The sequence below is a fragment of the Campylobacter showae CSUNSWCD genome (assembly GCF_000313615.1).
Lineage (GTDB): Bacteria > Campylobacterota > Campylobacteria > Campylobacterales > Campylobacteraceae > Campylobacter_A > Campylobacter_A showae_A.
In genome coordinates this window covers 23,442-50,127 of the sequence record NZ_AMZQ01000016.1, presented here as the reverse complement: position 1 = coordinate 50,127, position 26,686 = coordinate 23,442, and the positions used below count along the sequence as shown (strand labels likewise).

Sequence of the window (26,686 nt, the reverse complement as noted above, 5' to 3'; positions counted from 1 at the left end):
AAATTTTTACGTTTTAAGTGATTTTTTATGCTATAATTAGCAACAGTATTCTGTAAAGATACCCAAAAACTCAAGAAACACACTAAAAAGGAGTCCTTAATGGCAGTAACACAAGCACAGCTTTACGTAGCGTTATTTAATCGTGCCCCTGAAGGCGCGGGCTTTAACGCATGGGTAAGCGCAGGAGCAACTAAAACTCAAGCGCAGATAGCTAATGATATGCTAAAATCGGATGCGGCTATAGCGTATTACGGCGGTAGCATAGATCAAGATAGAGACTTTGTAGAGATGGTCTACAAGAACATCTTGGGCAAAGATTATTCTCAAGACCCTGACGGCATTAATGCCTGGGTAAAACACCTTCAACTTGGAAACTCAAGAGGCGATATGCTTGTAAAACTTTTTGACGTTGCTACTTCTGCAATAGCCAAAGCAGCAGATCCTGTAGCGGCAAAAGTATTTGAGAATAAGACCGAAATTTCTAAATATATGGCGGAGAAAATTTCAAATATTAGTCAAAACGGTACAGGCGATTACAACTATACGCCATTCCAAGAGATAATTAGAACTACAAATTCTACAAATTTGGCTGAGCAAAAAGTCAAGGTAGACGAGATGGCAAATGCTGATTTCCATACGCTTACTACTTCAGCGGATACTGTTAATGGTACGGCTAAAACTGATGTCATAAAAGCTGTCGCAAGCTCTGTATTTTCCGAAAATACTCTTAATCCTGAGGACAAAATTGACGGTGGCGCAGGAAACGACACTCTAAGCGTTACTATGAATACAAATTTTAATGGGTTTACTACTGGCGAGCTAAAAAATGTAGAAAATTTAAACCTAATAAACAATGGCGGAGCGCTTAAGGAGTTTAACGCTAACGGTGTTACTGGCCTTAAGAGTGCCAAACTTGACGGAAATAATGCAGTTAGAGTTATTAACTTGGCTAATATTATTGACTTTAGCGTAGCTGACCTTAAAAATGACTACATAACGCTAACATATCAGTCTGGTACCGTATCTGGCAACACTGATGAGCAAAATTTAACTCTTGATAACGTAGGCGCAAGTACTCCTATCGGTATGCTGTCAAATTCTATTTCCACTACATTTAGCGGCATAGAGACTTTAAATATCAAGACTCAAGGTAGAGCAAGTTATATTAAAAATGTAAATACTGAAAACGTTAAGGTTTCTGGTGACGCAAGTCTGGATGTCGCCGTTGCCGCAAACACTAGGAGCTTTGATGCTTCTGGCTTGAAGGCCAAATTGGTTGCCAACTTAGTTAATTCAAAATCAGTGCTAGAAAACATAAAAGGCGGTAGCGCTGACGACAGAATAAAAGCAGACATTGATGCAAGCACTATTGGTGTTTTACGCGTTGATGGCGGAAATGGCTATGATACTTTAGAATTCGATAACTTAACTGGAGGCCTTGATACCGCAAGAAAACTTGTTACGGCTTCTGTTGAGCATTTAATATTTAAAAATGCTACAGTTGCCAATACAGCTGTCCCTGCCGTCATTGACTTAGAAAGATCGCCTGACGTAACCAAACTAACTATAGGTTTAAAAGATACTCAGGCTTCAGATACAAAAGTAAATATTATAAATTCTAAGGTGGATACTTTAGACTATATAACAAATACTAAAAGCGGCAATCTTGTTACTATAGACTCTGTTGCCCTAAAAACTATCAATTATGTTAATGACAACCCGTATGATACGCAATTGGGAAGCATTAGTGCCGCAGAAGCCACAAGCCTTAATGTTAACTTAAAAGGCATTATGTCAGGAAACGCAAAAGTTACTGCCAATAAAGCTACGTATATAAATCTTAATATAGACTCTTTGGATGTCGTTTCTAAAGGCCTTAGCTTTGAGGCTGAAAAGGCAACTACTATGAAAATTGTAAGTGTTCAAAAAGATAGTGTATTTAAAGCTAACGATAATAACATGAAAGCGTTGCAAAATCTTGATATTGCTACGGCTGGTAGATTTGATTTCACAGGCGACCCCGAAAAACTTGAGTCTCTATCTACTATTAATCTAAAAGGAACGTCTGAAAAGTCATCAGCTACCGTAGTTGCTGGCACTGCTTTATCTATCCAGGATATAAACTTGACGGCAGATCATTTGCAGGCTACTATGGAAAAACAAGGATACCAATCTCTAAACGCTACTTTAAATACGCAAGGTACAATTAATGCGTTTTTAAACAACAACACTCAAGGCGAAGTAAAATTTGATATCGAGCATGCGGGATCTGTAAATATTGTTAACAATAGCGTTAATATTCAAAAATTTATATTAGTCGGCGGTGGAAATACTGAAACTTTCGTAAAAAATAGTTTTGTTATAAAGGGCGGCACTGCGCATCAAACGGTGCTTGGCAATATCTATGCAGATAAAATGAATGTAGATTTTGGTCAAACTCTTGGACTAACTGATTTGCAGGGGATTTTAGTTGCAAACGATATAACACTTAAAATTTCACAAATAACAGGAGCAAATGGCAATATACAAGTTGCAATGGCTGGGGCTAGAAATTTTAAAGCGGATATAGAAGGTTCCGTAAAAGGCGATAAACTTGACATCTCCTACAGCAACCACGCCACTCTTAATACCGTTGAAAACATTAAAGTTTCGGGTGATTTGGGTGCAGGCTATGATATTTATAGTCTAAATACTGCAAATACTACCAATACGGTAAGAACTATCGACTTAAGCGGACTTAAAAATGTTGAAAAAGGTACTATAACCTTAGATAACTCTAATACAAATTTGTTATCGCTAAAGGCCACTGGCGGGGACGATAAGGTTACGCTTATTGACAATATGCTTACCAACAACGTTGCAAACAATGTTGATATTGACCTTGGCGCAGGCGACGACGAGATTATCACAAAAGATCTAGTTGCCAACAAAACCGTTACTATAAACGGCGGTGCAGGAAATGATTTATTTGACGTTAGAGGCTCTAAGACTGATGTCGATGCTAGCAAATACGTAGTAATAGGCGATGTTTCTGGTGGCGATAAGATCAAATTTGACGATTTAGTACAAGCTTCAGGATTTGAGAGAGTACAAGACAACGTAGTAAAAGATGCTACGACGCTTAAAGAGGCGATTAATCTTGCAATAGCAAGCAACCAATCCGCTTCTCCAATTTTGAATAAAGTATTCTATTTTACATATGCTGGAGATACGTATGTCGTTCATAATGCAACATCAAATGCTGTAGGTACGCCAGACACTCTAACCGCTAACGATACGGTTGTTAAACTAGCTGGTGTACGATCAGATGACCTTATTCTTACTGCAGACTACACAGAAAACACATTGAATATCAACTAGTCTTGCTTTTTCCCCGATCATTAAATCGGGGAAAATCTTATATTTTTTCACTTTTTTTCTATTCAAAGTTATTTATTTTTAAATTCTATTTAAAATAGAATTTTATGATTTTAGCGATAAAAAGCATCCTAATTTTTTGACGTTATGCACTTTATTTTTTTATTGGTCGAGCGTAATTTTAGACTTCGGCTATTCGATACACAAATCTTCTTAAACAAATTTTATTTTTTTGTGCTATAATTAGCGACAGTATTCTGTAAAGATACCCAAAAACTCAAGAAACATACTAAAAAGGAGTCCTCAATGGCAGTAACACAAGCACAAGTTGCACAGCTTTACGTAGCGTTATTTAACCGTGCCCCAGAAGGCGCAGGCTTTAACGCATGGGTAAACGCGGGAGCAAATACCACGATAGCACGGATGGCTAACGATATGCTATCTTCCCCTGCAGCCGTAGCTTATTTTAACGGCAGCATAGATCACGATAGAGATTTCGTAGAAATGCTTTATAAAAATATCTTGGGCAAAGACTATTCTCAAGATCCAGACGGTATTAATGCCTGGGTAAAACACCTTCAATTAGGCAACTCAAGAGGCGACACCGTAGCCAAGCTATTTGAAGTAGCTACTTCTGCAATAGCAAAGGCGGCAGATCCGGTAGCGGCGAAAGTATTTGAAAATAAAACAGCCATTTCTCAGTATATGGCTGAAAAAATAGCCGACATTCCAGCCGATCAAAGCGGAGCGTACGACTACTCTTTATTCCAAGATATAATAGCGACTACAAACAATACCAACCTAGACGAACAAAAGGCAAAAATAGACGCCCTTATAGCTCCTACTATTCACAACCTTTCAGCAGGCGCTAACGATGTAAGCGGAACCGGCAAATCAGACGTATTTAACGGAGCCGTATCTGCTACTGTCGGACAAACTACCTTTAAAGCTACCGATAAACTAGACGGTAAAGGCGGAAACGATACTTTAAATTTAGACCTATACACTAACTTCTACGGAATGACTAACGGAACCGGAGAGGTTAAGAATATAGAGAATCTAAATTTAACCAACAAGACTAACGGCGATTTAAGATTTGATACTAAATATATCCACAACCTAGAAACCATCACCTTAAACGGCGAGAATAAGATAGACATTATCAACCCGGAGAATAAAGTAAAACTTCTTATTAACGATCTAAAACTAAGCGGAAATACTGACTCTGGAAGACTTAATCTAATATACAACACGGACGTATTAGCCGGAAGCAACGATAACCAGGAAATCGTTGTAAATAATGTAAACATGGATAAAGATGCTAGAATAAACATAACTACCGTTAACGGAGACCATATAGAAGCTCTAACCATTAACGCCGTAGGAGGAGCTAGCAAGTTAACTAAATTTACTTCAAACACGATTAGACAACCAGACCAAGTTGCAAGCATAAAGACTATGCACATAAAAGGAACGGCTGATCTAACGGTAGATACTACGGACGGACTATATAGCTTTGACGCTAGCGAATATAAAGGCAATAAACTAATCGCAAACGTAAAAGCCAACGGATACGTTCAAAGCATAAAAGGCAGCGGACAAGACGACGTATTTAACGTAACCGGAGCCAGCGGCAGAATCATACCTATCGACGGAGGAGCCGGCAAGGATACGGTAAACTTCATAGACGCTATATATGGAAACCAACACGTAGAAATGACCGGCGTTGAAGTACTAAATATCAACACTAGCGCTTCCGTACTAGACTTTACTAGAGCGCAAGAGATAACCGAGCTAGGTATCAACGGAAGTTATGCTAATGTAAATATACTTAACTCTAAGATAGCAAAAGTAAACGCAAAAGCCACCTACTCTACAAACGTAACTATAAACAATAGTACCGATATAAGAGATTTCGTTATAGAAAAAGGCAACAGCGGCAGCATAACCGCAAACGGAACAGAAAAGCTAAACGTAAAAGTAGCCAACGCTAGCGACGTACCCGCAAACCAAGGCACTACTATGGCAACCGTAGCCTCAAATACCGTAAAAGAGCTAGACTTTACTCTAGAGAACTCCACTAGTACGGGCAGTTATTTTTATAGCACCATAAACAATGCGTTTGCTCTTGAAACGCTAAACGTAGTAAATAAGACCGACAAAGATATTACGGCTGGCATTACGGCGGCAAACGCTTCAGGAAGCAATAATACTAACGCCTACAACCTAAAGACTCTAAACGTAGAGACAAAGGGAGATTATACTATAAGCGATAAGCTAAGCGGTATCAGTAAAATCAACCTAAAAGGCACAGGCGACGATACTAGCGTAACTCTTAGCACATTAGGCGACAAGACATACCTTCCGATCCCTCTTCAAGGCGTTCAGGATATTACTTTAAATGCTGAAGGATTGAAGGATTTAACAGTAGCCCAAGGCGATTATATCTACACCACTAGAGACGTAAATTTGACATATACTACAGACAAGAAAGACGGCAACGTGGTATATGGCAATATCGGTTCGAAAGATGGCCCGAACGCATATACAGTTAACAACGTAAATATAAACGCGAATGGACAAAAAACATTAAATGTAGCTGCTATAAATGCTGCAGGTGATGTAAATTTGACTACGCATTTTACGCAAAAAGGCTCTACGGCAGATTACGGCTATGTTATCGGTAGAAACGTAACCCTAAATCACACTTCAAAAGCCAACTTAACTGACGGCGAAGTGAAAATCAACGGCGTTGTAAAAGCGACCGGCAATCTAGACGTAACGGCTAGCGGATATAAGGTTTTACAGCTAGGCTCCGGCAGTAGCGACATAGCAGTCGGCGGTTCTGCTAATATCAAAACCGTAGCTACCGTTGCGCAAAGCACTACAAATATCAAAGGTATAGTCGGAGCGACTAAAGGGTTGGCTGTAAGCGCAAGTGCCGCTTCCGGCGTAACAGACGCAGTTTTAACATACGGAGATCTGTCTGCAAGCGCTAAAGACGTAAGCGTAAACGTATCAAATCAAAAATCCGTAACTATAGGCAATGTAAGCGCCACAGGGCTTTTAGACACCGTAAATAATAAGGATCACAGAGGCGACGTAAATATCACGACTACTACAAGCATACAAGATGCTTTGGTCAAAGTAGGCAATGTTAATTCGTCCGCTAAAGACGTAACTCTCAAGTTTAGCGGTCAAGAAACATTAGTGGTTGGCACCATATCTGCCGACGATCCATCTACTGGCGTTAAAAATTTCGGTAAAGTAAATGTCGACGTTAGAACTAACGACAATGATGCTACAGCAACATTTGGGTTTATAACCGGCACTAGCGTAAATTTGAACGTAAATAATCTAAAATCATTGACCGTAGGCGGTGTGGCGGCAACGGATGGCGACGTGATGATAAGTACCGGAACAAATACCTATCTAGAGACCGCATCATTTACGAGCGTAAGCGGTAAAAACGTAACCATGGACGTGGCTAACGTTACAGCGCCTATAATCGGCACTACAAGCGTAAGAGCTCATAGTAGCGTAACAATCAAGGGTTATGCGGGAGATGCCGTAAGTAAGTACAATATAGATATAATCAGCTGGGCGACCAATACGGATGACGTAAATTTCGTTGCAAATTTAACCAACGTCAAGGGAAGTATCACATCGACCAATTACAGCGAGCAAGTCAAAACTTTAACTATAAAAGGCGGTGTAACAAATCCTTCTAGCTTGAAGAGCGCCGGTCAAAATTCTGACTTGTCGATAGATACAGATGCCTTAATGGGACTAAAAACCATCGATCTAAGCGGCTATACAAATGCTAGCGGCAAGACCGAATTAACCGTGGGTTCTAACAATGTCTCACTGACTACTATCAAGGGCGCTACTACAGCCACTGAAATAGAGATAAATTCTGAATCCTTAAAGAGCGTAGAAACCGCTGCCGGAAACGACAAGGTAACTATTGGCACGGCTCAAGCAAACGATATCAATATAAGCCTAGGCGCCGGCGACGACTATATAGAATTTGCTAGCGGAGCGGAGCTAACTAGCGATAAAAAATTCGTTATAAGCGGCGGAGCGGGTAAAGATACGTTTAAGTTAGCTGAAGCAAAAACAGATGCCACTGCTAGCAAATACGTAACCATTTCCGATATCGGTAGAGGCGATAAGATAGACCTGGGCACCGCTACTGCTTTTGCAAAATATACTGCAACTGATTTGGATAGCGAAGCTAGCTTATTGGCGGCTGCAAATAAGGTATTAACTAGCGCCGCTGCTAACACTGCTAATAAAGTTTGGGCGTTCTCATACGGCAACGAAACTTATCTAGTACGTGATAACGACGGTTCAAGCACTGAATTAAGTGCCGACGATAATCTAGTTAAGCTTGCTGGATTGTCGCATTTTGACGTATTTGACGCAAACCTAAATGCAAACGAGCTAACCGTAACAAATGCCTAATTTCTAAAAAGCTGAAAATTCGGCGGTTTAATTCCGCCGAATTTCTATTAAACGTATACTGTTTTTAATTTAATAGTTTTAAATTTATACCGCTCTTTCATAAAACTTTTTTAAAATACTTAAACAAATTTTATTCCTTTTAATTTTTTTATGCTATAATTAGCAATAGTATTCTGTAAAGATACCCAAAAACTCAAGAAACACACTAAAAAGGAGTCCTTAATGGCAGTAACACAAGCACAAGTTGCACAGCTTTACGTAGCGTTATTTAATCGTGCGGCAGAAGGAGAAGGCCTTAGAAACTGGATGGCTGACGGCGCCAACAAAACTATGGCGCAAGTTGCCGATACTATGCTTCAAGCCCCTGCGGTAAAAACATATTTTAACGGTGCTATCGACAATGATAAAGACTTTGTAGAGATGATCTATAAAAACGTCTTAGGAAAAGATTACACCCAAGATCCAAACGGTATCGATTCATGGGTTCTTCACCTACAACTAGGTCACAGCAGAGGCGAAACTCTAGTTAAATTATTTGAAGTAGCGCAGTCTGATATAGCAAGAGCCGCAGACCCTGTAGCTGCTAAAGTATTTGACAACAAGATAGCTATATCGGAATACGTTTCTCAAAGAATAGGCAACGTAGATAAGGACGAAGAAGGCAATTACAATTATACGCTATTTAAACAAATCATTAGTGAAACAAACGCTTATAACCTAGCTCAGCAAAAAAGACTAGTCGATGATGCAGTGAAAGTAAATTTCACTACAAACGTGGATGATATTAACGGCAACAATAGCGACAATATTTTTGAAACCGTCGTAAGCGGCTTTATGGGCAAAAATACTTTCCAGCCAGCAGACAAACTTGACGGAAAAGGCGGCAACGATACGCTAAAAGTATCACTTGATACGAACTTTACAGGCCTAACTACCGGTAGTGTTAAAAATATCGAAAATCTTGAAATTACAAACACTTCAAATGCTGTTAGATATTTCAATATGAACAACATGGAAGATGTTCAAAACGTGGTTATGATAGGCGACTATGCTTCAAGACTAACAAATGAAGCAAAAATCGTAACCTTGTCTGCTAATGATATTAAAAGAGGCGAGATAGCGATAGTGTACAACCCAAGCACCGTTGCCGGCTCAAATGACTCTCAAGAGTTGGTATTAGAAAACGTAGGAAATAAAACTGACGATTTGGTTTCAAATCCTGCTTACAATTACTATAAAAATCACGTAGGCGTTAAATTTGACGGTATTGAAAATCTAAACATCACCACAAGAACCCAAGAGAGCTATATCAAAGATGTAAATAATAAAAACATAACCGTGAAAGGAAATGTAAATTTAGACATTAAAACCGGTACAGACGTGGAGAGCTTAGATGCTTCAGGCTTTACTGGAAATTTGACGGCCGAACTAAAAACTTCTACTCAGCTAAAGAGCGTAAAAGGCGGTAGCGGTAAGGATCTATTTAAATTTAACGGTATAGCTGGAGCGAATCCTGATCTAGTCATAGACGGTGGCGCTAACGATGATAGCATAGAGTTTGAGGATCTATCCGGAACTAGAAGATTAAACTCAAGTAACGTAGAAAACGTAACGTTCGTAAAAGGCAACAACGGTACTCTAGATCTAGCCAATGCCCAAGACGTGAAGTCTGTAACGGTCGTAGAGAATAATAACACCGTAAATGTTACAAATTCAGCGATTACTACTTTAAACATCGACACTGATTATGTAGAGAATACAAGGGTAAACGTAACTACGGCTACTTTAGATACCATAAATTTCACCGATCGCGACTTGAGTACTTACCGCGTGCCAAATTTTGCGACTACAAAGAAAATAGTCGCCAATAGCGCTACCAAGCTTACTATGAACATAGACAAATACTCAAATGTGAGCGACTTGGGCGGCGGCGAGCAGTCTTTGGAGGCTACGAGTTTAAAGACTTTAAATATGAACATAGAAAAATCAGCAGACGAGACCAAGTATAGCGTCGATAGCTTTAGACTAATCGATACAGCATCTCTCGAGACTATTAACTATGTAAATGAGGGTAAGGATTTTGAACTGCGAGTAAATAGTGCACTCCAAGCACTTGATAAACTAGCCACATTAAACGTAAAAACTGCTTCTAGCTTTAACATAAAAGATTTGAGCACAAGTAACGAGGCTCATTTGAGAAATATCTCCGAAATCAGTCTTCAAGGTATTATCAAATCTGACGATACAACTGACTCTGATGTTGTTTTGGGTAACTTGGGCCACAACAGCTCGCTTCACGGCATAAATTTGACCGCTAAACAGCTCGGCGTACTAAGCGTAGGTAACGTAATAACCAATACTCAAATAAACGCTAGATTTAACGTAAATTTAGAAGATATTAGAGACAATGCAACTATTGGCAATATAAAATCAGGTAATACTGTAATAATCGCTAAAACTTTAGCAAAAGACTTAAATGTGGGCAACATAGATGCCGATACTATAGCCACCCAAAGTACCGATAACCTAAGAATGGCTATATTTGATGTTAAGGGCGGCGTAAGCATTGGAAACATAGTTAATTTAAGTTCCCTTGACGGCGACTACAGAAATATTAAAAAGGCATTTACTTTAGGAAATATCACAAATTCAAAGGAAAAATCTGCAATATTGCTAAATTTCGAAAATATGAAAGATAGCGTAACTATCGGTAATACTGGTGGTATAAAGGCTAGCGAAATAAAAATCGTGGCAAAAAATGTAGAAAAAACTTTTAAAGTAGCAGATATTGATCTAATGGCAACCGCTACCAACGGTAAAGCTCATGAGGCCAATCTATCACTAGACGGTATCAAAGACATCGTAACTATAGGCAACATCTCAAATCTAAATTCGCTAAACGGCGACTTTAAAAATTTGGGTGATAAGATTAATATCGGCAACATCAGCGGTACTCAAATAGACTCTACTGCTACGCTTAAATTTACTAATGTAAAAGATTCCGTGACCGTAGGTACTTTTGGCAATGGCGACCAAAATGAAGGCACTACATATACAGTAACAGCCGATAAACTAGCAAAAGAGTTAAAAGTAGGTGCTATAACTATAAAAGAGTCCCCAAATTTCTATGACATTCATAAGAGTGCGGTAAATATTACCTCTGGCGTAACGGAAGGTAAGGTGACGATAGGCAATATCGATACCGGTGCCGATTCTAAAGTAACGATAGATCTAAGCAAGTCTCTACAGGCTAATGTCGTAGGAAGTATCAAAGGCGGCGAGATCGTCTATAAAGGCTCTGCTATAACGCCTAGCAATGCCGTAACTCTAGAAGTAGCTTCAACAGATAAGATAAACGTAGACTCAAAGATAGATGTAACCGGCTCTGTTGGACAAGACGAATTCGTGTTTAAATCAACTGTAAAAGCCGAAACATTTACGGTAACTGGAACTCTAGGCGACGGCGAAGATAAATATACTCTCGATCTAGTTGCTTCAAATAATCTAAAAACTGTAAATTTGAGCGGACTAAAGAGTGCCGAACACGGCGTTATCGATTTAACGACCGTATTGACCACAAATAAGCAATCGCTAAGCCTAGTGGCAACTGACGGCAAAGACGTGATCACTGTCGGTGCGATAACAGTTGCAGGCACTACGGAAAAACCTAACGTAGTCACTATCGACGGCGGTAGAGGCGTAGATACGTTTAAGTTAAATGCCGCAGTAACTGACGCAAATGCTAGCAAATATGTATCTCTAGTCAATATCGAAAAAGGCGACAAGATCGAGCTGGGTGCCACCGTAAGCCAGTGGGCTAAATATACAGCTACGGATCTAAATGCGGAAGCTACGCTAAAAGATGCTGTAAATAAGGTATTAACAGACGATGCCGCTACTGTGGCTAATAAAGTATGGGCATTTACTTATAAAAATGATACATACTTAGTAAAAGATACTGATGGTGGAAATTCGGCTCTTACGGCTAGCGATAATCTAGTAAAACTAGCAGGCTACAATATCGAAGATTTGAATCCATCATTGGATAGCGGCGTACTTACTATATAAGCTGATTTCTGTCCGATATAACCTGCGGTTAATTTTAACCGCAGGTTAATTTTAATAAAATTTTTATACTTTTTTCTACATTTGAATTTTTAAATTTATTTGCGCACTTTCTCTTTTCTAATATTTTTATGCTATAATTAGCAATAGTATTCTGTAAAGATACCCAAAAACTCAAGAAACACACTAAAAAGGAGTCCTTAATGGCAGTAACACAAGCACAAGTTGCACAGCTTTACGTAGCGTTATTTAACCGTGCCCCAGAAGGTGCAGGCTTTAACGCATGGGTGGCGGCAGGAGCCAATAAAACTCAAGCACAGCTAGCCCAGCTAATGCTGGAGTCCCCTGCGGCTTTAGCGTACTATGGTAATACGATAGATACCGATAAAGGCTACATTGAAACGATATATAAAAACATCTTAGGCAAAGATTACAGCCAAGATCCAAACGGTATCGATTCATGGGTTCTTCACCTACAACTAGGTCACAGTAGAGGCGAAACTCTAGTTAAATTATTTGAAGTAGCTACATCCGCATTAGCGAAAGCGGCAGATCCGGTGGCGGCTAAAATTTTCGAGAACAAGACTGCTTTGTCTGCTTATATGGCTGAAAAAATACCAAATATTCAAACAGATAGTCTAGGCAACTATGATTACGCTATATTCCAAGAGATTATCAGAACCACTACGGCTACAAACTTTGATGAGCAAAAAGCAAAAATAGATGCATTAGCAAGCGCTACCGTGCATACTTTGACAAATGGTGCAGAAACGTTGACTGGTAGCGCGGGTGTTGATATATATAGCGCCGTCGCTAGCTCATTTGCAGATAGAAACACTTTAAGCGTTGAAGATAAGATAGACGGCGGAGCCGGTAATGATATGCTAAACGTTAAAATCGACGATAGTTTTACCGGTTTTACAACGGGATATGTTAAAAACGTAGAAGCGTTAAATTTAGCAAATACTTCAAACACTCAAAGGGTGTTTAATGCGGACAAAGTAGAGGGTTTGCAATCTGTTTCTACTCACGGCACAAATGGCATTAGGGTAACAAATCTATCTAATATCGTTGACTTAACCGTAATAGACCAAAAAGACTCCACTGAGGTTGGTATCGCTTACAACACCGAATTAGTAAAAGGCAAGAACGACTCACAAAATTTGACCCTAAATAATGTAGGTAGAGCTACTCCTGATACAGAAAACGATAGCCATAAAAATTCTCTTAAAGTCAAATTTAATGGTATTGAAACATTAAATATAACAACTAGAGAAAAGGCTAGCTATATAAAAGATGTAGAAAACAAATTTATCACGGTAAAAGGCGAAGCGGATTTAACCATATCCACTAAAGACAAAGATATTCATACTAAAGATTTTGTAAATAGTCTTGACGCATCTGCTCTTACTGGAAATTTGACTGCAGATTTAACCGAGTCTGCTTACTACACTAGTATCAAAAGCGGCAACGGCAATGACACGATAAAGATAGGAAAACTTGAGTCTAACTCTGTTTCTATAGATATGGGCGCCGGCAACGATACTCTTCAGATAGAAAAAGTAAGTTCGCTAAAACAAATCCAACTAAAGGGTGTCGATAGTATCGAAATCTTTGATAAAAATGATTCTGTAAGCGCTCTAGACTTAACAGGACAAACTGACGTCAAGAGTCTAACGGCCGGTCAACTCGACGCAACGTTGGTTATTACGAGCTCTAGCATAAAAACTGTAAATTTAACAGACAAAGTGGATGCGAAAGCTACTAGCGTAGGAAACGGTCAAGGCGTGTTGCATATAAACGACAAATTTGTTGACACCATTAACTATGCGATAGATAATGCGACTACACCACAAGATATAATCGGCAAAGTAAGAGTTTCTGAGTCCAAAAACCTTACTGTAAATTTGGATAAATCGGTTAAAACTGTAAATGGTAACCTTACTGATAACGCAGCTAGCGTTATTGAGGCGCCAAAGGCTACTACAATCAACGTGAATGTAAATATGGTTGAAAATTCAGGCCTTTCTCTAAGAAATATTCATGAGTTGAAGACGATAAACTTAACTAACAATGATCCTAAGAAATTTACTTTTGATATCCATGAAGACGCAAGAGTGAAAACTCTAAACATAGCTACCTTGGGTGCTCTTGATGTCTTGGATAAAGGACTACAATACGTATCTGAGATAAATGTCAAAGGTTTAGCCAATATGCCTGTAGCAAGCTTGGTTGAGCTTCATAATCTTGGAGCGACTGATTCTGAAAACGGCGTAAAACTAAACGTAAATGATCTTGTTACCGTCTATCAAGGCTCAAGCCACGTAACTGCTTTAAAAGTCGGTGACGTAACTACGAAAAAATCGACAAATGCCGGTGCAAATTTCAACTTTAAAAATGTCACAAACGATATCGAAGTAAATAAATTTGACGTAGGTGGCGAGATAACTTTCGTTGCTAATAAAATCGGTAACGTTAAAATAGCAGATGAAATCAAATCTAAAAACAGCGGTGCCACCTTTGACATTAGCGATTCTAGATTTAATGTTGACATAGCCAACAATATAGATGTTAAGAACGATTTGAACTTTACAGCCAAAGGCGTAACGGGTCAAGTATTGATTTCTAATATAAAGGCTGAGAATGTAAATATCAACCTAAGCAACATCAAGGGTCAAAACGCACCAAGTGCCGTAAATATAGGAAATATGAATGCCGATCACGTTAAAAATGTAAATATTACGCTAAAAGACGTATTCAAAGATGTTGTTGTTGGAGCCCTAGATCTAAAAAGCGCTGCCGTTATAGATGGCAAGATAAAAGTAAAAGATAGCACAAGTATAAACATTGACGCCGGAAATACTAAGGGTATCGTTAATCTTGGTGCTACAGGTTCTGTAAGTGCCGATAGCGTAACGGTAGATCTAAGTAAAACCATAGGTGCAAATGTGTTTAATAGTATTGTGGCAGATACGGTAGTCTATAAAGGCTCTACCCAAACTCCGCTTTCAACAGATGTTAATATCACCATGAAGCAAGATATCAACTCGAAAGATTTCGTCGCAAACGTTACTACGTCTGCTCAGGCTGATAAGTTGGTTGTAACTGCTGCTACAAAATTCTCGCTTGTTAATGGTTCTGAAAGCGTCGAAGGTAAAGATCTAGAAACAGCTACTATCTCGGGCGATATGGGTACTGGCACCGACGAATATACGTTTAACGATACGAATGCTGAAAAATTAACAAAGATTGACTTTAGCGGTTTAAAAAATGTAGAAAAAGGTACTATCACAAACACGGCAAGTAAAGTTATTGAGATTATTAAAGCTACTGATGGAGATGACACGATTACTTTGGCGGGTGATCAAAAAGCTGCAAAAATTTCAATCGATGCAGGCGAAGGCAATAATACCATTAAGACAGGAACTTTCCTAGCCCCAGGTAGCGCAGGCGCAGATCCAAAAGGCCAAATTATAACCATTAAGAGCGGTTCGGGTAATGATACCTTCGATGTTAGTACTTCGGTTATAGGCGCAGGTTTTGATAGTGCCAACGAGTCTCACACTAGACTTGTGACAATAGATAAGATCAATGTAGGTGATAAGATCAAATTTGCTGGCGGTACGGCTCCTATAGAAAAAGTAGCTATAGATGCCAACGGAAATGCGCAAGATAACTTTGCTCTTGCGGCTAAACATGGTGGATTCTTTGGTGGGTCTCATAACCAAGCAGGCAAGATATATGCTTATTCATATCTAAACGATACATACTTGGTATACAACGCTGCTACAGGTGATGCTGACTTTGGCGCAGGCGACACTATCGTTAAGCTATCGGGCGTAAATATTGCCAACCTTGACACAACAGTTAATGCTGGCGAAGTTACTATTAACGCATTCTGATTTCTCCTTTCTTTTCGGCAGGTTTTACCTGCCGAACTTCTCTTCTTCTGTAAAGCCAGTTTATAAAATTTAAAGTTACATATTTTTCCATTTTGCGCCTAGCTCTTGATTTTGGTCTAAAACCGGAAATTAAAACCTGCGGGAAAAGTAATTAAAATCCGTGATTTAATAAGATACGAACTATTTAAGTTTTTGTATATAAAAAATAGAATAATAACAATGCTAGATTTTGGCGAAAGACGCCAGGAAGTATATTAATATCTAAAGCATAGAGTATAGTAGATTATTTATATCTCCGTTGCAAGGAGCTATGCCACAGCTTTTTAGTTTCATAGTATCGCAGACGAGTAGGGCGGGGTCGTTTGCTCTGATAAATCGGGGATCGCTTTGTACGGCGATATCGTGCCCGCTTAAGCGATGTAAAATTTGTAAAATTTCCTCAATACTATAAGCCTTACCAGAGCCAATGTTAAAAATTTCATCGTTAGCTTCGAGTTTTAGTAGTTGCTCGTATATTCTCACGACGTCGTTTATGTCGTTATATTCGCGCTTTGGCGTCAAATTTCCGAGTTTTATTGTATGAGCTTTATCTTTAAAATGCCGCACTATTTTTGGTATGAGGAAATTTTCGCTTTGTCCAGTACCTGTGTAGTTAAATGGGCGCGCTATGATAAAAGGAAGTCCGCTTTTAGCTATCTGCTCCTCCATGAAAATTTTACTTTCGGCATAGACGCTTTGCGGATTTAACGGAGAGTTTTCGCACATGGGCATATCTCCTCCGCCGTAGACGCTAGCCGAGCTTGCAAAGATCGCCTTTTCAAATTTAACGGAACCTAGAGCCTCTAGCAAATTTATGGTACCGATTTCGTTTGCATTTTTGATTTCGGTAGGGTCGGCCATAGCAAAAGACACCGCCGCGAGGTGGATGATGTAGTCGAATTTGACGCCAAAGGCGGCTTTTATGCTGTCTTTATCAAGCAGATCAAGGCGCGTATGATTAGGCGCGCTAGGTCTCAGGGCGCCGCCTGAGACCTCGTAGCCGAGCGCACAAAGGTATCGCTCCAGATAGCGACCCGTAAAGCCCTCAATCCCCGTGATAAAAACGCGCTTAGAACTCAAATCCCGCCTCGATGCGCCTTAGATCGGCTTTTATCATCATATCGCAAAGTCCCTTTAGATCAGTCTTTGCGCTCCAACCGAGCTTTTGCTTAGCTTTTGAGGCGTCGCCTATTAGCAGATCGACCTCCGCGGGTCTAAAAAATGCCGGATTTATCTTTACGATCACGTCGCCCTTATCGTTTAGCCCGACTTCGTTTATGCCTTCGCCCTCGAATTTTATTCCGATATCTAGCGCTTCAAAGCTAAGCTTTACAAAATCCCTGACAGTGGTCGTTACGCCGGTAGCGAGCACGAAGGTGTCCGGAGTTGGGGCTTGTAGCATCGCGTGCATGCCTTCGACGTATTCTTTGGCGTAGCCCCAGTCGCGCTTTGCGTCTAGGTTGCCTAGTTCTAAAGTTTTAGCCTTTTTCAGAGCGATTTTTGCGGCCGTATTCGTGATTTTTCTCGTGACGAACTCAAGTCCTCTTAGCGGACTTTCGTGGTTAAATAAAATGCCGCTTGAGGCGAAAATATCGTAGCTTTCTTGATAGTTTACTGTGATAAAGTGTGCATAAAGCTTTGCCACTCCGTAAGGTGAACGCGGATAAAACGGCGTCGTTTCGCTTTGCGGGACGGCTTGGACTTTGCCGAACATCTCTGATGTGCTAGCTTGGTAAAATTTGATACTTTTATCTACCGTTTTGATTGCCTCTAGTATATTTAGCGTGCCGATACCCGTAGCGTTTGCAGTGTGGAAAGGCTCTTTAAAACTAACGCCTACGAAACTTTGGGCGGCTAGGTTGTAGATTTCCTCGGGTCTTATTTTATTGACGACGCTTAGGATATTAAACGGGTCGGTTAGCTCAAACTCGACTAGATGAAAATTCGGCTCATTTAAAAGACCTAGCTCGTTTAATCTCCAAAAATTCGGGCTCACCGCTCGTCTGTAACCGCCATAGATCTCATATCCCAGATCGATCAGATATCTAGCCAGATACGCGCCGTCTTGGCCTCCGACGCCCGTGATTATAGCTTTTTTCATTATTCTTCTCCGTTTTTTAAATGTCGCATAAAATTATGATCAGTATTTATGGCTTTAAAGATTCTTAAATAAAGACCGGCGATGTTTTGCCAGCTGTTTTCTTCTAGCCACTTTATGCGCTTATCATAAATTTTACCATCTATTTCATTATTTTTTACTTTTTCGAGTTGTTCTAGGATATCCTCGTCGCTAAAACCGTCTGCCGCTATCGTGATATTTTGCATCTCGCTAAAGATTCTTGACGGCGTAACTATAACGTTTTTACAAAGACTTAGAGAGACTCTGGCTGCTGCACTACTACCCTCGTCGGTCTGTCCGTACGGCAATACGATCGCATCGCAACAACTTAGTTTTTCGTTTACAGTTTCTATCGGTAAAAAGCTCGTATGCCACTCTATTTTTTCGCTCAAATTTAGCTTTTCGCAAAGTTTGTGGCATCTTTGTAGCTCCGCCTCGCCGTCCGCGCTTGCGACCGGACTGATTATGACTAGTTTTGCGTCTATATTTTGACTGAATTTCGCAAAAGCTTCTAGTAGCACAGGTAGGTTTTTATGCGCAAATAGCAGTCCTAAAAATCCTACCATAAATTTGCCGTCCGCTTCTTTGCATTTGATTTGAGCGCTCGTTAAATTTTGCGTTCCGTGTGGTACTAGCGTGACGTTGTCGATAAGTCCAAGCAGCCTAAGCGTATTTAGATCGTCGATACTGTGGACGAAAACTCGGTCGAATTCGTAAAGCGTGTCGTGCCAGTTTTGTTGAGTTTGGTGCGGGTAGTTTAGGATTTGCTTCGTGCTGTGAAGCGTGATGAAACAAATTTTGCCCTGCGATTTTAGCGCGGCGACGTCTGATTTTAGCTTTTCATCTATCTCGAAAAAGGTAAAATGGTGTTGTAGCCAGATAATATTCGCATCCGTCTCAAGCCCCGATAGTAGTTTTTCGCGCTCTATTTCATAGACTTTTATATTGTCGTTTTCTTGGGTTAAATTTGACCCATCGGTGCGCTTTTGCTCGCTCCAAGTGTAAATTTGCAAATCTGCGCCCGCTCGCGCAAGCTCGTCCGTTAGGTATTTTGAGTATTCGGCTATACCGCAAACGGCGTTATATGTCGAAAAGTAGGCTATTTTTAGCTCGCTTGGCTCATTTTTAAAGGATTTTAGATGCGAGATGCTCGAGATAAAATTTAGCGCATTTTTCTTGCCGAACATCATTTCATCGACCTTCTGTTTTATTGGTTCTATGTTTGGCGCGCGGTTTTGTAAAATTTGCTCGGCTACTTTGAGGATCTTTTCGCTTAGATCCTTGACGCTAGGCTCCGCCCAAAATGAATAATTTAGATTAAAATGCGTAACGGCCGGCGCAAATTTGTATCCGATAAACTCGCAGCTGCCATCCAAAAACTCGCACTGGCCGCTATAGTCGGTGGAGATAACCGGCTTTTTATAGTGTACGCCTTCGATTGCCGGCATATTTAGCCCCTCGCCGCGCGTCGGTAGCACGACGATATCGCACTGCTCGTATAGATTTGCCACGTCAAGCGCGGTTAGATCTTCGTTTAGTATCACGCAGATTTTATCGCGGTACTTTTTATCGACTAAAAGCTCGATTTGCTCGGTTACGCTGTTGTGCGGATTAGGGAAGCTTTTTATCGTTAGGCTTAGCTCAAATTTAGCTTTTTTGCAAGCTTCGTTAAAGGCTCGCAGTAGCACATCGGCACCCTTTCTAGGTAGGCACGAGGAGATGTGAAAGAGCTTTATCTCGCGCTTTTGGTCGCTGTTTTCTTGCGAAACGCTTGGCGCAGGCGGCGTTTTTAGCGGTATATCGGCCACTTTTACGGGCGTATAGCAACCGTTGTCGATGAGAATTTTTTTGATGAAAAAGGTCGAAACTAAAATGCCTTTATACTTGGAGTTTAAAATTTCGATCGTCCTAGGCGGGATACGCGACTCCTCCCAGAAAAACACCGCGATCTCAAAGCCGTATCCCTCGCGCACGTCTTCGATTAGCGGGTAGTGGTGGTAGATCGCGACCTTGTCGTCGCTTCTGATTGCGGGTGCGTTTTTATCCGGCACTATGCTTCTTAGCGTTTCGTACTCGTCTTTGGTTATCGCGATGTCTTCGATTTTATCAAAATAGTTTGCGTGATAGCAGATAACAAAGACGTTTTTTACTTTGTTTAGTAGCCTAAATACGATGTTTCTATTTATTGCGGCCAGACTGTAGTGTCCGCTGATGTTGCCGATTACCGTTAGCTCGCTAAAGTTTTCTTTAAATTTGAGATTTTTCAGCTCCAAATTTTGCTCGTACTCTTTTGAGTGCTTTAGTTCAAAAACGTTCGGCTCGAAAACGCCCTCTTGCGAGACGTATATATCGTCTCTTATTTGGCCTTTGAGGCTAAAAATTTTTGCCCTAAGAGCCGGGAATTTATTTAAAAATATCTTGAGATTCTTTTTAAATTTAGGATTGTTATTTGCCGTCTTTTCGGTTAAATTTATACCGAATTTGAGCGCTTTTTTGAGATTATCTTTAGCTAAATTTTTACAAAATCTCAAAAACTTATATACCCAAATAAGCGGCTTTGCGACCCTTTTAAATTTGGCGACGAAAATTTTAAGATGCTCGATATCGTTTTTGATAACGGGAGTTTCGTTTTCTAGGACGTAGACTTTGTGGTTTAGCGCGAGATATTTGCCGAGTAAATTTTCTAGATCTTCGTGCAGGCGTGCGTTTTGGGCTCGTAAATTATCTAGCTCAAGCGAGCTTTTCCAAAGAGCCTCTTTCGTCTCCAAAGACTCCTTCCAGACGTCGTTTTTTAGCTCGAGCATCTGAGTTTTGTTTTTAAACGCCGCTACGTCGAATCTATCGGCTAACTCTTCAAAACTATAGCCGCTTTTAGCCGCGTTTAAAAATGCTTCGTGAGTTTTTTCGTCGCCGTTTTTAAGTCCCAAAACCGCGTAATCAAGCCCGACGCTGCTTAAAACGTCTCTTAACGTGACGTTTTGATTTTGCAAATCCTCGCTAAAGCTCAAATTTGAGTTCAGCCTCATCATAAACGTATCGCTAAAGCCTTCAAATTCGCACAGATACTCAAGTAGCATCGGCGGGATAGGCTTTACGTGCGTAACGTCTAAGTAGAAAGTTAGCGTAGCGACGCGTAAGTTTTCGGGATTTGGCGTTTCAAGTAGCAAGATACCGCCGTCTTTGAGAACTCGGCGCGCTTGTTTTATTAGTTCGCAAAGCTCGCTAAACTCTAAATGCTCTGCAAGCTGAAAGGCGCTAACGAGCGCAAGGCTTGAGTCTTCTAGCTCGCTTAAAAACTCTATCGCTCCTTGTTTTTTGGCCTCAAGCGCGTTTTTCTCGCACTCTTTTATCATCTCCTCGCTAACGTCGCAACCGCGCGCAATAAAGCCGTTTTGCTTTAAAATTTCAAGCCATTCGCCTCTACCGCAGCCTAGATCGACCGCCGCCGGCTTTTCGTTATTTTGCTTTAAAATTTGCAAAAACGGCTCATAAGCAAGCAGGCGTTTTTTGATCTCGCTCTTATCTCCCCTAAATTTATCCTCGAAACTTTTATAAAATTTATCCATTTATTCTCTTTACTTCTAAACTCGGTTCAAGATACGCAAGGCCGACGAAATCGGGCTTGCTAAAATTTACGACGTTAAAAATGATTGCGTTGTCGCGCCATTCGTAGTTGTTTTGCAGATGGTTGTCGTTATCGTGTAGCGCTAATGTGACTGAAAACGACCCGACGCCCAAATTTGCGTCAAATTCGAAACTAAAGTCGTACTCCTCGCCTTTTTTGAGATTTTTTAAAGCTTGCTTTAGATGGTAAGTGTTCGTGCCGTAGACGACCTGCGAGAAGCGATTTTTGATCTGATAGCCTAGCACTAGCGAGGGCAAATTTTCGTTTGCTTGTACCGTTACTTTTAGTTTGATTTTTTTGCCGACTTCTAAATTTTGTATCTTTTTGCCTGCGGCGTCTAAAATTTCCACGTTTTTTATGCAGGCTTTTTTGTTGCCCGATATAGTTGCGATTTTGCCGTTTTCTAGGGCTACTTGCGAGATTTGTACGTCTTGTTTTTTTGAGATTAGGGCGTTATAATAATCAAGTACGGCTTCAGGCTCTCCGTCTTTTAGAATTTGCCCTTTTTCTAGCAAGATTACTCGGTCGCAGATCGATTTTATCGCACCGCTATCGTGCGAAACGATGATGAGCGTAGTGCCTAGGCTTTTAAATTCTTTTATCTTGTCAAAGCTTTTGTGCTGAAAGTACACGTCGCCTACCGATAGCGCTTCGTCGATGATGAGTATATCTGGGCGGTTTGCCGTGACGACCGAAAAAGCAAGGCGCATCTGCATGCCGCTACTGTAAATTCGCACGGGATAATCAAAATACTCGCCTATCTCGGCAAAGTCTTCGATATAGGCTATTATTTCGTCGATCTGCTCTTTTGAGTAGCCCATGAGAGAGCAGGACTGGTAGGCGTTTTGCCTGCCTGTTAGATCGCCGTGAAAGCCCATGCCCAGCTCCAAAATAGACGAAATTTTAGCACTGCTCGTTACGCGGCCGCTTGAGGGCTTTAGTGTGTGCGATATGATTTTTAAAAGAGTGCTCTTGCCCGCTCCGTTTTGACCGATTAGCCCGACTACTTCGCCGGCTCCCACGTCAAAGCTTACGTCTTTTAGCACGGTTTTTACGTTTTTTTCTTCTTTATTTTTGCTAAACCACGAGGCAAATCGCTTAAAGTTACTCTCATAATCCAAGTAAGTTTTACAGATATTTTGAACCGATAAAATCATAAAACGTCCGCCATCTCTTCTTCGGCTCGTTTATAAACGAAAAATGCGGCTCCAAGGCTTGCCGCGCCGATAATAATCGGATAAATCAAAAGTGAAAAATCGGGCATCTTGTCGTAAATCAAAATATCGTGATAGCCGCTAACTACGCCAACAAGCGGATTTATGTAGATTAGCTCTTGCAAATTTGACGGTAAAATGCTCGTCATATAAACGATTGGCGTTAGCCAAAATAAAAACTGCAATACGATGGCGATGATCTGGCCTACGTCGCGCATAAAGACGTTTATGACGCCGAAAAACAGCCCAAATCCTACGGCTAGCATCACCGTGACTAAGGAAAAGATCGGCAAAAAGATCAAATTTGCGCCGGCAAAATGTCCCAAAAAAGCAAATACGACTGCTATTGCGGCGAATAAAATTAGATTGTTTATCACTGAGCTTAAAACTACGGTAGCCGGAAGAACGATTTTTGGAAAAGACATTTTTTTGATTATGTTGGCGTTGTCGGTAAAAATGCCGATGCAGCGCGAAAAAATCTCGCTAAAAAGCATCCAGCAAAGCATCCCGCTCATTAGGTAGATTGCGTATGCGTATTTGCTATCGATGCCGGGCAACTTGGCTGAGAGTACCGAGGAGAGTATGGTCGCGTAGATGAGCACTTGGGCTAGCGGATGCAGTATTGCCCACGCTACGCCCAGCTTGCTTTTTGCAAATTTGGTTATAAACTCGTTTTTGACCGAATTTACGATAAAAAACCTATACGTATAAATATTTGAAAACAATCTTTCGTCCGATTAGCTAAATTTGCGTGATTTTACCAAATAAAGGCTAAAAATAAAGAAAAATCGAAATTTAAATGCTTAGCCTAAATTCCTCTTTCACCTCTCCGATTTCGCTTGTTTCTATTAGTCCTCGCTTTTTTAGCTCTTTGACTAAATTTTCGGACGCTTTTTTGGTCACTTCCATATCTGCATTTATGCCGCCTGCAGCCGAAAACATCCAGTATTTGTGCATCTCGGCCCATTCGAGCAGCTTGTTTACTTTTTCCATTTTAGTATCGCTGGGTGCGACCGAAATTTTGGCTAGTTCTAGTTCTTGATGATATACGGCGATTTGCAAGACGTTTTCTATATATTTTTTTAGATTTTGTCCGCTAATGTAATTTTTTAGCTTATCTATTTTGTCGATAATTTTTACTAGCGGATCAAATAGGCTTTCGTCCACTTTGCCTTCATCTTTGATCTTCATTATCTTATCGATCTTGGGAACTAGTTCTAGGAACGTTTTTTCTATTCTTTGTTTTACTTTATTTTGAGTTTGTACTTTTTTGACGATAAATTTGTAGGCTTTGAGCAGGTCTTTGTTTGCCGTTTTTTCGCTGTTTTTTTCTATGTGCGGTAGCTTTTTGATCTTTTTATCTTTACTAAGCTCTTCTGCAGTTTCCAAAAACGGTCGCTCAATGCTTCCTTGTATTCTAGCGCCGCCTTCCGTGCAGTTATATGTCGTGATTTGCTCGTTTTTAGCCTGCTCTATATCTTTTTCAAACTGATTTTTAAATTTGTCCCATATATAGGTCGTTCTTACTTCGCCTTCTCCGCCGTAAGCTTCTACGTATAGGTATTCATCAGCCTGAGCAAATGCATGCCCGCTGGCGTGAGATTTGCCGTCTGGGGCAAAGGCTAAATCTTGACCTATTAAAATAATATTTTTATGCCCGAGAGCGTAAGCTAACTGATAAGCCTGGTTTGCCGTAGAGTGGCCGATGCCGAGATAGCCGTATTTTGGCATATTAAACGCCATTTCGCTTTGTTGCGGCCTCATCGTAAGAGTTAGGCGGCGCGGTAAGATATTATCTACCGTTTGTTTATGCGTTAGCGACGCTACTATAAAATAAATATCTTCGTCTATTTTTTTGTTTTTGTTTTTAAAAAAGCTGGACGTAGCCTCTACGCGCTCGATTGAGGTTACGTAGTCCGGTTTTATACCGTGCTTTAATAAAATAGGATACGACGCGTCAAGGCTGATAACGGTAAAATACGGCGCGAATTTTTTAAGAGTTTCTAGTTGTTTATCTAGACTCGGGCCTGTAGATACGATGATGGCGGTATCCATGAGTCCGTGTCTTTTTTTGATCAGATCCGTATAGCAATAGTTTGTAACCATCTCCGGAATATGCTCTATGTGGTGTTTTATGCCTATTAGAGTATCGTCTATGCTATTGCCGTGAGCGACGACCATTTGAGATATAGCCTTGGTGAAGTCTTTATTTATCCTTACGATATCTTCATGGAAATTTTCATAAAACGGCGTGTGGATGTGTAGGTTATAAGTTTTTGCGTATGAAGAGAAAAGTTGGCTAGAAACCGCAAAATAAAACTGCGAGTATGTCGCAAATTCTGAGAAAAATAAAACTAGCCTTTCGCTAATCAGTTCATCCGATAAGTCGATTAAATTTAATGCTATATAAATAATCTCTATCTCGGGCTCTACGACTATGACTTTTTGATGCGTTTCGTTTTTTAGCAAGGCTTTATAAAAAATACCGTTGCCAAGACCGTAAAAGTACATGATAGGATATCTTTTATACTCTTTTTCGGTCGACTCTAGGATGCGTAGAATATCTTTAGCCGGGCTTTCGTAGACGTATTTTAGGGTTTTATTGTCGATGATATTTATATCTATCGGATCTTTTCCTATAAAAACGTCGTATTTTTCGGTCTCTTTCATGCCCCAAAGGCGCGCGGCTAAAATTTCGTCCTGTTGAAAAAGCGCTTGAAGATTTTTTTTGAAAATAGGATTTGCAATATTTGTGACGGTTTCATCGATATTTTTATCGCCTTTGTCGCTTGTTTGATTTTCGCGAGCGCCCTTTTTTTGCAAGCTATTTAGTTTTAGGTACTCGTCCTCTTTTTTCTTAGCCATTATATATCCTCCTTTGTGATTCTCTCGCTAAATTTTATATCTCTTTTTGCTTTTTTACCTAGTAGCTCAGGTAAAAATTTAGGGTGCAGGCCATATCCCGGGCGCACGCTTTTTACGTTTTTTTCGCTAAAAATTTCGCCCTCTTTGATATCCGCGCAGGCGTAAAGCGAGCGCGAAAAGCGGCGATTTTGCACGGCTTTGTCGTCTAGCTCGTAGTTTACTTTGCCAAGCAGTGCTTCGGCGTCTCGCACGGCTTTTACCATTTCGCTAAATTCCAGCTCGTCCAGGCTAAAAGCCTCATCGACGCTGCGAACGCTTTTGTCTAGGATAAAGTGCTTTTCTACGACGCGAGCGCCAAGACTCACGGCGACAACGGGCGCTACGATACCTAGCGTGTGGTCTGAAAAGCCGACCTCGACGCCAAATTTGCGCTTCATATCCGCAATCGTGAGCAGATTCATCCCATCAAGCGGAGCAGGGTAGCTAGACGTGCATTTTAAAAGCGCGATCTGCTCGTTTCCCGCATCTTTGCAAATTTGCACGACGTCGGCGATTTCTTGCTCGGTTGCGATGCCGGTGGAGATGATGATCGGTTTGCCCTTGAGCGCGACGTACCGCACGAAATCATAATCCGTGACCTCAAAGCTCGCTATCTTATAAGCGGGCGGGTTAAATTTCTCTAAAAAATCGGCATCGTCCCTGCAAAACGGGCTTGAAAAGCAGACTAGCCCTTCGTCCTTTGCTGCGGCAAAAAGCTGCTCGTGCCACTCTCGCGGTGTCAGGGCTTGCTTGTAGAGCTCGTATAAATTTGCCCCGTCCCACAGTCCGCCTTTTATCATAAAGTCCTCGCCGCGCGAATCTAGCGTGAGGCTATAAGGAGTGTATGTTTGCAGCTTTATAGCATCCGCGCCCGCTCGCTTGGCGGCTTTTATCGTGTCAAGCGCCGTTTGTAGGCTGCCGGAGTGATTTGCCGAGAGTTCGGCGATGATAAATACCTTTTTGTCCGTGTCAAAATTTGCTATTTTCATAAATT

11 protein-coding genes are annotated in these 26,686 nt (G+C 40.7%); 4 read left to right on the top strand and 7 right to left on the bottom strand.

Annotated features, from left to right (window positions below):
- Positions 1 to 99: 99 nt before the first annotated feature.
- From CSUNSWCD_RS10010 to CSUNSWCD_RS09995, 4 genes are all read left to right on the top strand, one after another.
- Complete coding sequence (locus tag CSUNSWCD_RS10010) at positions 100 to 3,360, top strand: DUF4214 domain-containing protein (RefSeq protein WP_009496904.1); 3,261 nt, start codon at positions 100 to 102, stop codon at positions 3,358 to 3,360.
- Between the two features lie 303 nt (positions 3,361 to 3,663).
- Entirely contained in the window at positions 3,664 to 7,824 is a 4,161-nt protein-coding gene (locus tag CSUNSWCD_RS10005) for a DUF4214 domain-containing protein (RefSeq protein WP_009496902.1), read from the top strand.
- A gap of 222 nt (positions 7,825 to 8,046) precedes the next feature.
- Positions 8,047 to 11,892 (top strand): DUF4214 domain-containing protein, encoded by a 3,846-nt coding sequence (locus CSUNSWCD_RS10000; RefSeq protein ID WP_034964836.1) that lies wholly within the window; start codon positions 8,047 to 8,049, stop codon positions 11,890 to 11,892.
- A 200-nt stretch (positions 11,893 to 12,092) separates the two neighbouring features.
- Complete coding sequence (locus CSUNSWCD_RS09995) at positions 12,093 to 15,791, top strand: flagellar hook-length control protein FliK (protein WP_009496898.1); 3,699 nt, start codon at positions 12,093 to 12,095, stop codon at positions 15,789 to 15,791.
- A 261-nt stretch (positions 15,792 to 16,052) separates the two neighbouring features.
- On the opposite strand, the gene CSUNSWCD_RS09990 is transcribed toward CSUNSWCD_RS09995, so the two are convergent.
- From CSUNSWCD_RS09990 to pseI, 7 genes are all read right to left on the bottom strand, one after another.
- Complete coding sequence (locus CSUNSWCD_RS09990) at positions 16,053 to 16,910, bottom strand: NAD-dependent epimerase/dehydratase family protein (RefSeq protein WP_009496896.1); 858 nt, start codon at positions 16,908 to 16,910, stop codon at positions 16,053 to 16,055.
- On the bottom strand, positions 16,900 to 17,931 hold the full coding sequence (gene gmd, locus CSUNSWCD_RS09985; protein WP_009496894.1) for a GDP-mannose 4,6-dehydratase: 1,032 nt from the start codon (positions 17,929 to 17,931) through the stop codon (positions 16,900 to 16,902). Before gmd ends, CSUNSWCD_RS09990 begins: the two co-directional genes overlap by 11 nt.
- Positions 17,931 to 21,515, bottom strand: a complete 3,585-nt coding sequence (locus tag CSUNSWCD_RS09980) for a glycosyltransferase (RefSeq protein ID WP_009496892.1) — start codon at positions 21,513 to 21,515, stop codon at positions 17,931 to 17,933. The genes gmd and CSUNSWCD_RS09980 overlap by 1 nt, the downstream gene beginning before the upstream one ends.
- The gene (locus CSUNSWCD_RS09975) at positions 21,508 to 22,731 is read right to left on the bottom strand and encodes an ABC transporter ATP-binding protein (RefSeq protein ID WP_009496890.1); all 1,224 of its coding nucleotides are present in this window, start codon (positions 22,729 to 22,731) and stop codon (positions 21,508 to 21,510) included. The genes CSUNSWCD_RS09980 and CSUNSWCD_RS09975 overlap by 8 nt, the downstream gene beginning before the upstream one ends.
- Positions 22,728 to 23,513, bottom strand: coding sequence for an ABC transporter permease (locus tag CSUNSWCD_RS09970; protein WP_009496888.1), 786 nt, complete (start codon positions 23,511 to 23,513; stop codon positions 22,728 to 22,730). The genes CSUNSWCD_RS09975 and CSUNSWCD_RS09970 overlap by 4 nt, the downstream gene beginning before the upstream one ends.
- A 70-nt stretch (positions 23,514 to 23,583) precedes the next feature.
- The gene (locus tag CSUNSWCD_RS09965; RefSeq protein WP_009496886.1) at positions 23,584 to 25,653 is read right to left on the bottom strand and encodes a motility associated factor glycosyltransferase family protein; all 2,070 of its coding nucleotides are present in this window, start codon (positions 25,651 to 25,653) and stop codon (positions 23,584 to 23,586) included.
- On the bottom strand, positions 25,653 to 26,681 hold the full coding sequence (gene pseI / locus CSUNSWCD_RS09960; protein WP_009496884.1) for a pseudaminic acid synthase: 1,029 nt from the start codon (positions 26,679 to 26,681) through the stop codon (positions 25,653 to 25,655). Before pseI ends, CSUNSWCD_RS09965 begins: the two co-directional genes overlap by 1 nt.
- Positions 26,682 to 26,686 lie beyond the last annotated feature (5 nt).

Bases quoted from the DNA above. Each gene is read 5' to 3' on its own strand.
- CSUNSWCD_RS10005 (WP_009496902.1), top strand. From the start codon at position 3,664: ATGGCAGTAACACAAGCACAAGTTGCACAGCTTTACGTAGCGTTATTT.
- CSUNSWCD_RS10010 (WP_009496904.1), top strand. From the start codon at position 100: ATGGCAGTAACACAAGCACAGCTTTACGTAGCGTTATTTAATCGTGCC.
- CSUNSWCD_RS09975 (WP_009496890.1), bottom strand. From the start codon at position 22,731: ATGATTTTATCGGTTCAAAATATCTGTAAAACTTACTTGGATTATGAG.
- CSUNSWCD_RS09995 (WP_009496898.1), top strand. From the start codon at position 12,093: ATGGCAGTAACACAAGCACAAGTTGCACAGCTTTACGTAGCGTTATTT.
- CSUNSWCD_RS09980 (WP_009496892.1), bottom strand. From the start codon at position 21,515: ATGGATAAATTTTATAAAAGTTTCGAGGATAAATTTAGGGGAGATAAG.
- CSUNSWCD_RS09965 (WP_009496886.1), bottom strand. From the start codon at position 25,653: ATGGCTAAGAAAAAAGAGGACGAGTACCTAAAACTAAATAGCTTGCAA.
- gmd (WP_009496894.1), bottom strand. From the start codon at position 17,931: ATGAAAAAAGCTATAATCACGGGCGTCGGAGGCCAAGACGGCGCGTAT.
- pseI (WP_009496884.1), bottom strand. From the start codon at position 26,681: ATGAAAATAGCAAATTTTGACACGGACAAAAAGGTATTTATCATCGCC.
- CSUNSWCD_RS10000 (WP_034964836.1), top strand. From the start codon at position 8,047: ATGGCAGTAACACAAGCACAAGTTGCACAGCTTTACGTAGCGTTATTT.